The organism is Phycicoccus duodecadis, assembly GCF_002846495.1.
Classification (GTDB): Bacteria; Actinomycetota; Actinomycetes; order Actinomycetales; family Dermatophilaceae; genus Phycicoccus; species Phycicoccus duodecadis.
The window spans coordinates 1,089,720-1,102,068 of record NZ_PJNE01000001.1 but is presented as its reverse complement, the minus strand read 5'-3'; the positions used below and the strand labels follow the sequence as shown (position 1 = coordinate 1,102,068).

Annotated in this window: 9 protein-coding genes and 1 pseudogene; 6 read left to right on the top strand and 4 right to left on the bottom strand. The window is 74.6% G+C overall.

The window, feature by feature from the left end; translation table 11 throughout:
- The first annotated feature begins 13 nt into the window (after positions 1 to 13).
- From ATL31_RS05060 to ATL31_RS16810, 3 genes and pseudogenes are all read left to right on the top strand, one after another.
- Positions 14 to 529, top strand: a complete 516-nt coding sequence (locus ATL31_RS05060; RefSeq protein WP_101394818.1) for a hypothetical protein — start codon at positions 14 to 16, stop codon at positions 527 to 529.
- An 11-nt stretch (positions 530 to 540) separates the two neighbouring features.
- Complete coding sequence (locus ATL31_RS05055) at positions 541 to 2,457, top strand: copper resistance CopC/CopD family protein (protein ID WP_101394817.1); 1,917 nt, start codon at positions 541 to 543, stop codon at positions 2,455 to 2,457.
- Positions 2,454 to 3,788: pseudogene (locus tag ATL31_RS16810) on the top strand (S8 family serine peptidase); the annotation flags it as partial. The gene ATL31_RS05055 and the pseudogene ATL31_RS16810, both read left to right, overlap by 4 nt.
- 305 nt (positions 3,789 to 4,093) lie before the next feature.
- Here the strand turns inward: ATL31_RS16810 and ATL31_RS16805 are convergent.
- The 3 genes from ATL31_RS16805 to ATL31_RS05035 all read right to left on the bottom strand — a co-directional run bounded on the left by ATL31_RS16805 (position 4,094) and on the right by ATL31_RS05035 (position 6,845).
- Complete coding sequence (locus ATL31_RS16805) at positions 4,094 to 5,260, bottom strand: sensor histidine kinase (RefSeq protein WP_101394815.1); 1,167 nt, start codon at positions 5,258 to 5,260, stop codon at positions 4,094 to 4,096.
- The gene (locus ATL31_RS05040; RefSeq protein WP_101394814.1) at positions 5,241 to 5,915 is read right to left on the bottom strand and encodes a response regulator transcription factor; all 675 of its coding nucleotides are present in this window, start codon (positions 5,913 to 5,915) and stop codon (positions 5,241 to 5,243) included. The genes ATL31_RS16805 and ATL31_RS05040 overlap by 20 nt, the downstream gene beginning before the upstream one ends.
- 132 nt (positions 5,916 to 6,047) lie before the next feature.
- Entirely contained in the window at positions 6,048 to 6,845 is a 798-nt protein-coding gene (locus tag ATL31_RS05035; RefSeq protein WP_101394813.1) for a PIG-L family deacetylase, read from the bottom strand.
- 161 nt (positions 6,846 to 7,006) lie between these two features.
- Between ATL31_RS05035 and ATL31_RS05030 the strand changes: the two genes are divergently transcribed.
- The 3 genes from ATL31_RS05030 (at position 7,007) to malQ (ending at position 11,235) form a co-directional block, all read left to right on the top strand.
- Positions 7,007 to 7,375 (top strand): DUF3311 domain-containing protein, encoded by a 369-nt coding sequence (locus ATL31_RS05030; RefSeq protein ID WP_211283965.1) that lies wholly within the window; start codon positions 7,007 to 7,009, stop codon positions 7,373 to 7,375.
- A complete protein-coding gene (gene mctP / locus ATL31_RS05025) occupies positions 7,372 to 9,024 on the top strand; it encodes a monocarboxylate uptake permease MctP (RefSeq protein WP_101394812.1) in 1,653 nt (550 codons plus the stop codon). The genes ATL31_RS05030 and mctP overlap by 4 nt, the downstream gene beginning before the upstream one ends.
- A gap of 78 nt (positions 9,025 to 9,102) precedes the next feature.
- Positions 9,103 to 11,235 (top strand): 4-alpha-glucanotransferase, encoded by a 2,133-nt coding sequence (gene malQ, locus ATL31_RS05020; RefSeq protein WP_101394811.1) that lies wholly within the window; start codon positions 9,103 to 9,105, stop codon positions 11,233 to 11,235.
- Positions 11,236 to 11,293: 58 nt separating this feature from the next.
- On the opposite strand, the gene ATL31_RS05015 is transcribed toward malQ, so the two are convergent.
- Positions 11,294 to 12,325, bottom strand: coding sequence for a hypothetical protein (locus tag ATL31_RS05015; RefSeq protein WP_101394810.1), 1,032 nt, complete (start codon positions 12,323 to 12,325; stop codon positions 11,294 to 11,296).
- Between the last annotated feature and the right edge of the window lie 24 nt (positions 12,326 to 12,349).

Sequence of the window (12,349 nt, the reverse complement as noted above, 5' to 3'; positions counted from 1 at the left end):
AGGAGAGAGCACCATGACCACCACCCTCACCCGCCCGCTCCCCGGGCCCGACGCCACCGCGGGGCGGGGCCGCGGGCGCGCTCGCCGGCTCGTCTGGCTCCTGGTCGTCCTGGCCCTGGCCGTGGGCGCGACCTTCGGCTACCGGGCCTACGCGGCGCACGCCGCCGACGTCCGTACCGGGACCGACGCCGTCTCCGCCGACGAGTTCGCGGCCCGGACCGGCATCCGGGTCGACCTGCTCGGAGTCACCGCCCAGGGCGGCATGATCGAGTTCCGCTACCAGGTGCTCGACCCCGACAAGGCCAGCCTGATCCTCCACGACGAGAGCAAGCGCCCGATCCTCGTCGCCGAGGGCTCCGGCCAGACCCTCGCCATGGTCTCCAGACCGCACAGCCACAAGGCGGACCTCCGGGCCGGCGGCACGTACTTCTTCCTCATGGCCAACACCGCCTCCGCCATCCACGACGGGACCGAGGTCAGCGTGATCATCGGTGACGCCCGCCTCGAGCACGTCGCGGCCCGAGCGTGAGGACGGCCGGCGTGCGGACCCCGGGCAGCGGGCGGCACCTCGTGCGGCGGGCGCTGCGCGCGCTCGTCGTCGTGCTCCTCCTGCTCGTCGGGACCGCCGCGCCGGCCCTCGCGCACAGTGACGTCGAACGGTCCGACCCGAGCAACGGCGGCATGGTCGCTCCCGGCAGGACCGAGCTGGCCCTCCGCTTCGACGCGCCCATCGTCCCCGCGGGGTCGAGCTTCACCCTCGAGCGGCGCGACCGGGGCGCCGGCGCCGTCGCGACCACCACCGCCTTCGCTCCCGACGGCGTGTCGGTCCGGCTCACGACCCCGCCGCTCGAGACGGGAACGTACCTCCTGACCTGGGCCGTCACCGGAGCGGACGGGCACTCGACGCACGGCACGGTGATCTTCGGGTCCGGGTTCCGTCCGGACGGCATCGCCATCAGTGACGCGGTGGCACCGTCGGCCCCGGCCGTCGGGGTGCGGTTGCTGGACCTCGGCGGTGTCCTCCTGGCCCTCGGCGCCCTGGTGGTCGTCGGCCGGGTCCTCGGCGCCCTCGGCGGGCTCGGGACGCGGCTGCGTCGCCGGGTCCTGGTGGTCGGCACGCTGGGCGGCCTCGTGTCGCTCCTCGGTGTGCTGGCGACGCCGCTGCTCACCGTCGCGAACCAGGTGGGCTCCGACGCGGGCGCGGGTCGCTGGGCCTCCGCCGTGCAGGGACTCGTGCTCTCCAGCGGCTGGGGGCGGTTGTGGCTGGCCCGTGTCGTCGGCATCGTGGTCGCCGTCGCGGCACTCTCGGTGGCCGTGCACGTCGAGCGCCGGGCCGCCGGCGGTAGCCGGGGCCGTCGCTGCCTCCAGGTCGCTCTGGGGGCGCTCGTCACCGCGGTCGTCCTCGACGGCTTCTCCGGCCATTCGGCCTCCCTGCCCGCCCGGACGGTGCCCGCCGCCCTGGTCGCGGCCCTGCACGTCCTGGCGGCGTCCGTGTGGGCCGGCGGCCTGGTGGTCCTGGTCCTGGTGGTCGTCCCGCTCATGCGCGTCGGCGCCCCGACCCGCCGGGAGCTGACCCCCGCGACGTGGCGGGCCTTCGGCCCGCTGGCGGTCGTGTCGACCATCGTCCTCGCCGCGACCGGTCTCTACGAGGCCGGGCGCCACGTGGGGTCCCTCGGCGCCGTCACCGACAGCACCTACGGGCTCGCTCTGGTCACCAAGGTTCTGCTGGTCGGGGTCGTGCTGGCCATCGCCGGCTACAACGCCACCCTGGTCGAGCCGGCCGTCACGCGCCGGGTCGGCGTGCTGCTCGGCAAGGGGGCGGCCTGGCGCCCCCGGACCCGGAAGCTCGCCACCACGGTGACGGTCGAGGGTCTGCTGCTGCTGCTGGTCGTCGCGGTCGCGGCCGCGATGACCAGCGTCCCCACCGCCCGCGAGTCGGACGTGGCACGCGCCGTCGTCACGCCGCACAGCGCGACCCTCGACGGGTACTTCGTGGTCGCCGAGATCGCCCCGAACGGCGACACCCTGCACGCGGTCGTCCGTACCGAGCCCGTCGTCCGCCCGGTCGTCCACCCGGTGACCGGTGTCGACGTGGCCGTGGCCCGCGGGGACCGGACCGGCCCGGTGCCCGCCCCGGCGCCGGCCCGGCTGCAGGGCACCGAGGGCACCCGCTTCGAGGGCACCGTCGCCGGGCCCGCGGACGGGCCATGGACCGCCTCGGTGGTCGTGCATCGCGCCGGGCTGCCCGACGGTGTCGTCACGGTGCACGGCGAGACGCCGTCACCCTCGGCCGTCGGGCGGCCCGAGGTGCTCGGAACCCTCGGAGGCCTGGCCCTCCTGGTGCTCGCCGGGGTGCTGCTGTTCCGACGGGGCCGCGGTCGTCCTTCCCCGTCCGCTCCTTCCCCCGCCGCCCCGGCCGCGGCCCAGACCCCCAGCCTGCAGGAGGCGTCCCGATGAGACCCGTCCGTGCCACCGCCCTCGTGGCCGTCCTGGGGGTCGCGGCCCTGGGGACGGTCCAGGCCCCCATGGTCGCGGCTCAGCCGGCCCCCGACCCGGTGTCCTCCACCATCGACCCGGACCTCGCGCGGGTCCTCGACGGGCTCGCCCCCGGTGAGGAGACGACGGTGGTCGTCACCCTCCAGGGCCGGGTGGACACCCGCGGAGTGGGGGGTCGCAAGCGCGAGCGGACGGCCGAGGTCGTGCGCCGGCTCCGGGCCGGCACCGAGGCCGCCCAGGCCCGTGGTCTCGGCGCCCGCCTCAGGACGTTGCAGGCTCGGGGTGCGGTCTCCAGGACGAGGACCCTGTGGGTCTCCCACGCCGTGTCCGTCACCGGGACCGCGGCGGCCATCCGGGACATCGCGGCCCGCACCGACGTGGCCGCGGTCCAGCCCGACGCGATCCCCGTCACCCTGTCGGCCGTGTCGTCGGCCCCCGCGGAGCCGAACATCGTCGCCGTGCGAGCGCCCGAGCTGTGGGCGCGGGGCCTGACGGGCGCGGGGGCCGTCGTCGCGACCCTCGACACCGGCGTCGACCTCTCCAAGCCCGACCTCGCGGCACGCTGGCGGGGGGGCAGCAACAGCTGGTACGACCCGTACGGCCAGCACCCGACCCAGCCGGTGGACCTGAACGGCCACGGCACGGCGACCGCCGGAGTGATCGTCGGCGGTGACGCGGCCTCGTCCTACGGGGTCGCTCCCGGGGCCGGACTCATCGCGGCCCGCGTCTTCGACGACCGGGGCGCCACCACCGTCACCGCGATGCACGAGGCGTTCCAGTGGCTCCTCGACCCCGACCACGACCCGGCCACGGCCGACGCCCCGGACGTGGTCAACGCGTCCTGGGCCCTCGGCACGGGGCCGTCCTGCGACCTCACGTTCCAGCCCGACGTCCAGGCGCTGCGCGCCGCCGGGATCGTCCCGGTGTTCGCCGCCGGGAACTTCGGGCCCGGCGCGAGCACCAGTGCCAGCCCGGCCAACTACCCCGAGTCGCTGTCGGTCGGCGCCGTCGGCGCCGACCGGGCCATCTGGCCGGCCACGAGCGCCGGCCCGTCGGGGTGCGGGGGCCGCGCCCGGGTCTTCCCCGACCTCGTGGCACCGGGGGTCTCCATCCTCACCGCCGACCGGTTCGACTCGATGCAGTACGTCTCGGGCACCTCGATCGCCGCTCCGCACGTCGCGGGGGCCCTGGCGCTGCTCATCGGCGGCCACCCGGGCGTGGCCCACTCCGGCAGCGAGCAGGCGCTGACGTCGACGGCGGTGGACCTCGGTACCTCCGGCCCGGACGACCGCTTCGGTCAGGGCATGGTCGACGTCGTGGCCGCGGATGCCGCCGTGCCGGCGCCGCCGCCCCCACCGCCGCCGCCCGTCGCCGCCGACTTCTCGCTGACGGCGCCGGCCTCGGTGACCGTGTGGCGCGGGCAGACGGTCCGTGTCCCCGTCGCGGTGGGGACGGTGTCCGGGTCGCCCACGGCGGTGACGCTGACGAGCTCGAAGGCACCCGCGAGGGTGGGTCTCTCCTGGACGGGGAACCCGGTCGCGGTCCCCGGCACGGCGACCCTCGTGGTGGCGGTGGGCTCGAGGGCGGCCAAGGGGACCTACCGGGTGGTGGTCACCGGCGTCTCGGGCGGGGTCTCCCACTCGGTGACGGTCTCGCTCGTGGTGCGGGCGTCGTCGTCCAGACCCCCCGCAGCGCGCACCCTCCGGAGGTCGATGGTCAGCTGAGCCCCGCCCTCGGGAGCGGTGCCGGCGAGCAGTCGCCCCCCGGCGGACTGGGCCACGGAGGCGACGATGCGTAGGCCGAACCCGGTCTGCGAGTACACGTCCCGCAGACGCTCCTGCGGCGACTCCGCCGCGGCGCCCTCCTCGTCGTCGAGGGCACGGTCGACGCCGGCGTTGACGAGGTCGACGAGCTGGGGCGACAGGCCCGGGCCGGAGTCGGCGACGCCGACCACGACGCCGCGCTCGTCCTCGTGGGCGAACAGGCGGATCCGGCCGCCGTCGCCGGTGTAGCGCACCGAGTTCTCGACGAGGGTGTCGAGAGCCGCCTTGAGGCGACCGATGTTGACCGGGATGCTCTCGGCCCGGCAGTCGACCACGATCTCGCGGTCGACGACCAGTCGCCACCGCCGGGCGACCTCCTCGAGGAGCGGCCGGGCCTCGGGCCGCTCCTCGGGGGCGCCGAGGTCGAGCGCCACCGCGCGCACGAGGCGTTCACCGAGCCGGGAGATCTGCTCGAGCTCGTCCCGGACGGTGAGGAGCTCCTCGCGGCGCTCCTCGTCGGTCTCGGCCGTGAGGAGGTGGTCGACGTAGCCCGAGGCGATGGTCAGGGGGGTGCGGAGCTCGTGCGACGTCATGCGGCTGAGGCGCTCACGGGCAGCGGCCTGGCGTCGGTCGAGGGCCGCCAGCAGGGTGAGCCTGCGGACGGCCTGCTCCCGGCGGCGCGCGTGGTAGATCACCGCGAACCCCAGCGCGAAGGGCGCGGCGAGCTCGACCAGCTCGTTGGAGGGGAGGTCGCCGTCGGCGGACCGAGGGATCATCGTGCTCGCGGCGATGACGACGAAGGCCGTGACCGAGGCGATGGTGGGCAGGACCGGCCACATGCCGAAGCCGTAGACGACGGCGAACGTCATGACGACGACCTCGATGGCGACCGTCTCGGTGCGCGGCCGGCAGATCATCACGACCGAGGCCAGCACGAGGACCGTGAGCCAGACGATCAGGAGCCGGTTGCCGAGTGCCCGTTCAGCCGGCGGCGACGACATACCCCACGCCGCGCACGGTCTCGATGACACTGGCGTCGCCGATCTTCCCCCGGAGCCGGCCCACGCAGACCTCGAGGACGTTGCTCCCGGGGTCGAAGTCGTAGCCCCAGATGTCGTGGAGCAGCTCCTCGCGCGTGCAGACGTCGCCCCGCCGGCGCAGCAGGGAGGCGAAGACCGCAGCCTCCCGCTCGCTCAGCGCCCGCGGCCCGTCGGGGGTCTCGAGGCGCCGGCGCCGGATGTCCAGCCGCAGCGAGCCGGTCTCGAGGAAGCGGCCGGTCTCGGCCCCGACGCTGCGCGGGCCGCCGAGGTGGCGGTTGACCCGGGCGACGAGCTCGGCGACGACGAACGGCTTGGTCACGAAGTCGACGGCCCCCTCGTTGATGGCCTGCACCCGCGTCCCGACGTCACCCACACCCGACAGCACCATGACGGGGGACGGCGACTCGCCCAGCGCGACGTGACGCAGCACCGAGAGGCCGTCCATGCCGGGCATCACGAGGTCGAGCAGGACGAGGTCGGTGGAGTGGGCGTCGAGGTGCGCGCAGGCCGACTCGCCGTCGGGGACCGTCACCGGCCGGTGCCCGGCGGACGCGAGTGTGCGCGCCAGCAATGTGCGCAGCTTCACCTCGTCATCGACGATGAGAATGTCTCCCATGAGCGCTCATCACCCCTCCATGCCCCTGAGTTGACGAAATCATAGGGAACTTTTTACCGATCGGGGTGGTTTTGTCGAGGCTCGCCACCCGCCCGGTGGTGTAGTGGGAGCAGAGCGACGGACGGAGTGCGCTCAGCGGCCCGTGAACGGCCAGCCGCGCACCATCTCGGCCTCGCGGCCGGGCTCGACGAAGTGCTCGTAGCCGAACACGGCCGTGAAGACCTCCGGCGGCATCGCCAGCATCATCCCGACGTCGCTGGTCTGGCTGGCGTGGGCGGTGAGAGCGGCCCGCTTGCGGTCGATGAGCCCCGTGACGTCGACCTGCCAGTGGATCTCGGCCTCGGGGGTCCCCATGGGGTTGCCGTCATCCATGGGGCGGTCGGGGTCCCAGTCGTCCTGCTGGCCGGCCGCGCGCGCCAGCCGAGCCAGCTCGCGCATGGCGTCGCGGTTCATCGTCGACTCGAGCACGCGGGGGCGGCGGGCCGCCAGCTCCGCTGCCCGGTGCAGCACGTGGTGGACCTTGACGTGGTCGGGATGCCCGTAGCCGCCGTGCCAGTCGTAGCCCACAACGACGTCGGCGTCCTCGTCGTCGAGCACCGCGGCCACCCGGCCCGCGGCCTCGTCGAGGTCGGCGGCGGTGAAGGCGCCGGCGGCGGCGTTCTGCTCCCAGCCGGTCATGCCGGAGTCGGCGTAGCCGAGCCACACGACGCGGTGCAGGCCGATGGCGCGCGCGGACGTCTCGAGCTCGCGGCGGCGGCGGTCGACCAGGGTCTCGCCGTCGGCCAGGTCCTCGGGAACGGTGCCGTGCTCGCCCCCGGTGGCGACCACCAGGACGACCCGGTGGCCCTCGTCGACGAGGCGGGCCATGCTGCCGGAGGTCTGCGAGGCCTCGTCGTCGGGATGGGCGTGGAGGAAGACGATCGTGGACACGCGACCATCCTGCCCGCTACCGGTGACAGCCGCCGCGGGCCACCCCCTCCGACACCGGACAACCCGTGCGCGTCACACCTTCCATCCGGGGCCCCCAGTCCCTACGGTGTGTGTCGGCCTGTCCGGACGGACGGCCACGCCCGTGGCAACGAGGAGGTTCCGTGAGCACGACAGAGAGGACCGACCCCGGCGGACACCGCCGGGACGAGGTCGACCACGACACCGTCCCACCGGCCAGGACGGGGCTGCTGGTGCTCGCCGGCGTCCTGCTGGCCATCCCGATCGTCGCCCTGCTGTGGACCTCGAGCTACAGCCGGGTCGAGCCGCGCCTCGGCGCCTTCCCGTTCTTCATCTGGTACCAGTTCGTCTGGGTCTTCCTCTGCTCGGCGCTCACCTACACCGCGTACCGGATCATCCTCGTGGCACGGCCGCACCGACCGATGACCGGCGACGACGCGCACCTCCCGCGGGCGGAGCGCGCCGAGCGCGACCGGCTCGACCGTGACGAGCGGACGGGGGAGGGGGCATGAACGGCGGTCTCGACGGCGTCGCGCTGGCCGTCCTCGTCGTCCTGTTCGCGCTCGTCACCGGCATGGGCTTCTGGGCCACCCGGTGGCGCCGGCCGACCTCCATGGAGTCGCTCGACGAGTGGGGGCTGGGCGGCCGCTCGTTCGGCACCTGGATCACCTGGTTCCTGCTCGGCGGTGACCTCTACACGGCGTACACCTTCGTGGCCGTCCCGGCGGCGATGTTCGCGGCCGGTGCGGTCTCGGGCTTCTTCGCAGTGCCGTACACGATCATCCTGTACCCGATCATCTTCGTCTTCATGGGCCGGCTCTGGTCGGTCAGCCACCGCCACGGCTACGTGACGACGGCCGACTTCGTGCGCGGGCGCTTCGGCTCGCGCGGGCTGTCGTTGGCCGTCGCGGTCACCGGCTTCCTCGCGACCATGCCCTACATCGCGCTCCAGCTCGTCGGCATCCAGGCCGTGCTCGAGGTCGTGGGGCTGGGCGGCGGTGGCAACATCCTGGCCAAGGACGCGCCGCTCTTCATCGCGTTCGTGCTGCTCGCGGCCTACACCTACTCCAGCGGCCTGCGCGCGCCGGCGGTGATCGCCTTCGTCAAGGACATCCTCATCTACCTGGTGATCATCGTGGCCATCATCTACCTGCCCACGAAGGTCGGCGGCTGGAGCGAGGTGTTCTCGGCGGCCGAGGCGAAGATGGCCGCGCCCAGCAAGGTCGACGGCAAGCCGGTGGGCGCGTTCATCCCCGGCGTGCAGGCGCACTGGGCCTACGCGACGCTCGGTCTGGGGTCGGCGCTGGCGTTGTTCATGTACCCGCACTCGATCACGGCCAGCCTGTCGGCCAAGAGCCGCAACACCATCCGGCGCAACGCCTCGATCCTGCCGGCCTACAGCTTCGTGCTCGGCCTGCTGGCGCTGCTGGGGTGGGTGGCCATCGCGGCCGGCACCAAGCCGATCGGCCTCGACGGCAAGCCCAACGCCCAGCTGGTCATCCCGCAGCTGTTCGAGGACATGTTCCCGTCCTGGTTCACGGGGATCGCGTTCGCGGCCATCGCCATCGGCGCCCTCGTGCCCGCGGCCATCATGTCCATCGCGGCGGCCAACACCTTCACCCGCAACATCTACAAGGAGTGGCTCAAGCCCGACGCCACCCCCCAGCAGGAGGCCAAGGTCTCGAAGCTGGTGTCGCTGGTGGTCAAGGCCTTCGCCCTGGTGTTCGTGCTCGCACTCGACAAGCAGAACGCGATCAACTTCCAGCTCCTGGGCGGCATCTGGATCCTCCAGACCTTCCCGGCCGTGGTGCTGGGGCTCTACACGCGCTACTTGCACCGCTGGGCGCTGGTGGCCGGCTGGGCCGTGGGGATGGTCTACGGCACCTACGAGGCCTACCAGGTGGCCAACCCGCGCGCCGGGATCAGCCACTTCGGCGGCTCGCTCGCGCAGATGCCGGTCATCGGGCAGCTGGGCTACATCGCGGTCTCGGCCTTCGTGCTGAACCTCGTGGTGGCGGTGGTCGGCACCCTGGTCCTGCGGGCCGCGAAGGCCCCCGCGGGGGTCGACGAGACCATCCGCGGCGACTACTTCGCCGACGAGGACGACCCGCGCGTGGTGCGTGACCTCGACCCGATGGACCCGGCCACGCCCCGGTACTGACGGGCCGGCGCTCCGGCAGCCGACGGCGGGTGTGGACCGAGGTCCGCGCCCGCCGTCGCTGTTGGCAGGATGGGGGCCATGCCGTCCGCCCTGCCGTCCGCCCGGCTCGCCGAGCTCGCCCAGGCGCATGGCGTCGCGACGGAGTACTGGGACTGGTTGGGCCGGCACGTCACCGTCTCCGAGGCCTCCATCCGCGCCGTCCTGCTGGCGCTGGGCGTCGAGGCCGGTGACGAGGACGCGGTCGAGGCGGCGCTGGCCGACCATGCCGACGCGCCCTGGCGGGCCACGCTGCCGCCCACCGTCGTCGCGCGGGCGGGTCGCGGTCTCGAGGTCGCGGTCCACGTGCCCGCGGGCTCCGGGGTGCGGGTGGGGGTCGAGCTCGAGGACGGTGGCCGGCGCGAGCTGACCCAGCTCGACCGGTGGGTGCCCGACCGCGTGGTCGACGGCGCCGCGGTCGGCGAGGCCACCTTCGCGATCCCCGACGACCTGCCGCTGGGCTGGCACCACCTCGTGGCCGACGTCGACGCTCCCGTGGCCCGCCCCGCCACCACCCGCAGCACGCTGGTCGTCACGCCCGAACGGCTGGAGCTGCCGGGCCAGGTCGCCGAGCGCCGGGTGGTCGGGCTGATGGCGCAGCTGTACCAGGTGCGCTCGTCGGCGTCCTGGGGCGTCGGCGACCTGCGCGACCTGGCCGACCTCGCCACCTGGGCGGCGGCCGCCCACGACGCCGACTTCCTGCTCGTCAACCCGCTGCACGCCGCCGAGCCGGTGCCGCCGATGGAGCCCTCGCCCTACCTCCCGACGACGCGTCGCTTCGTGAACCCGCTGTACCTGCGGGTCGAGGACATCCCCGAGGTCGCGGCCCTCGACGCCACCGCCCGGCGCGCGATGGCTGCCCTGGCCGCCCGGGGCCGAGCCCTCAACGCCGGCGACCGCATCGACCGCGACGCCGCGTGGGCCGTCAAGAAGCCGGCGCTGCGGCTGGTGTTCGAGGCCGGGCTGGGCGAACGGCGGGCCGCGGCCCTGGCCGAGTTCTGCGAGCGCGAGGGGGAGGGGCTGACCCGCTTCGCCACCTGGTGCGCGCTGGCCGACGCCCACGGGCTGCCCTTCACCCAGTGGCCGGCCGCGCTGCAGGACCCCGAGGGAGCAGCCGTCAGCGCCTTCGTGGCCGCCCACCCCGAGGACGTCGACTTCTACCGCTGGCTGCAGTGGCTCCTCGAGCAGCAGCTGGCCGCAGCCCAGCACGACGCGACGATGGCCGGCATGCCGCTGGGCGTCGTGCACGACCTGGCCGTGGGCGTGCACCCGGTCGGCGCCGACGCCTGGGGGCTCGGCGACGCCCTGGCGCGGGGCGTGACCGTCGGCGCACCCCCCGACCCGTTCAACCAGCTCGGGCAGAACTGGTCGCAGCCGCCGTGGCGGCCCGACCGCCTGGCCGAGCAGGGCTACACGCCCTACCGCGACATGATCCGCACCGTGCTGCGCGACTCCGGCGGCATCCGGGTCGACCACATCCTCGGGCTGTTCCGGCTGTGGTGGATCCCCGAGGGCGCGACGCCGGCCGACGGCACCTACGTCTACCTCGACCACGAGGCGCTCGTCGGCATCCTGGTCCTGGAGGCCCAGCGCGCCGGCGCCGTCGTCATCGGCGAGGACCTCGGGGTGGTCGCCCCCAACGTGCGGGACGTACTGGTCGAGCGCGGGCTGCTCGGCACCTCCATCCTCTGGTTCGAGTGGGACGGTGACACCGTGCGCCCGCCCGAGAGCTACCGCGAGCTCTGCCTGTCGTCGGTGACGGTGCACGACCTCCCGCCGACGGCCGGCTACCTGACCCTGGAGCACGTGGCGGTGCGCGAGCAGCTCGGGCTGCTCACCCGGCCCGTCGAGGAGGAGCGCGCCGTCGAGGAGGCCGCCGTCGACCGGGTGCGGGCCGCGCTCGTCGACCGCGGGCTGATGGCCGAGGGTGCCGACGTCGACGAGACCGTGGTCGCCCTGCACCGCTGGCTGGCGCTGACCCCGAGCCGGATGCTCGCGGTGGCGCTGCCCGACCTCGTCGGTGACCGGCGTGCCATCAACCAGCCGGGCACCAACGACGAGTACCCCAACTGGCGGCTGCCCCTGGCCGGCCCCGACGGCGTGGTGCTCGACCTCGACGACGTGCGCGAGGCCCCGTTGGCCGAGGCCGTGTTCGAGGCGCTGCGCGGCCGCTGACCGGCGGGCGGGTCCGGGGGAGCCCGATGGTGCCCCCGATGGCTCGGACCCGGGGTCATCACGCCGGTTCCGACGCCACGAAGGGCTCCAGCGGCGCCCCGGGCCGTCGGGCAACGCTCCCTGCGCCGTCACGGGCCCAGGGGTTGCGCGGCCGGGCCGTCACCGGCGGTCGTGGACGCCGAGCGGCCACCGCGAAGGCGTCCTCGACCCGGCGCAGGGTCCCCGCGGGGTCGCGCCGCATCCCCGACGGGGTGACGCCGACCACCACGACGCCGGCCGCGATCAGCCCCGCGTCGGCATCGATGGTCGCCTCCCACTGGGCGCCCCGGGCGTGGAAGCGGTGCGAGTGCACCATCACGGCCAGGGCCACGTCGTCGAACCAGACGTCCGGGCTCACCAGCGCCACCCCGGCGGCCGACGACAGCCACGGGTTGGCCCACGGGGACGACAGGACCCGGGACGCCCCCACGAGCCCCAGCAGCTCCGCCTCGGGGCGGGACCAGGCGCCGCTTGCCGCGGCGGCTAGGGCGGCGGCCACCCCGGACCGTGCCGGCGGCCGCACCCGGTGGACCCACTCGGCGACGTCGTCGAGCGAGGCGACGCGGCGCTGGACGCCTTCGACGAGGATAGCCGTGGCGGTCGAGGCCGACCCGCACGCCACCGCGGCGTCGACGAGCGACCGGGCGGGGGAGGACAGCCGGAGCGGCCCGCGGGTGACGACGCCGGGGTCGTGCAGCACCGTGCGGGTGGCCGTCGCGAAGCCGGCCGTCCGGCTGGTGGCCGGGCGCGGCACGAGGAGGCTCACCTCGCCCCGCACCTCGGCTGCCGTCACGCCGTACAGGGAGGCCGCCGTGGGGCCGGCCAGGACCGACCGCGGACCGGCCCACAGCAGGGCGGCGACCATCCGCTGCCGCGGGCGGGGCTCGTGGCGGCCGACGAGCACCACACGCGGGAGCAGCACCCGCCACGAGCGGCCGGCGTTCCACCGCCAGGCATCCTGGCTCACGCCGGCGGCGAGCAGTTGCGCCCGGCTCGCGACGCCGTCCTGGCGGGCGAGCACCCTGCGGGCGGCTTCGGGGAGGTCGGTCATGGCCACAGGATGGCCGGGCGGGCG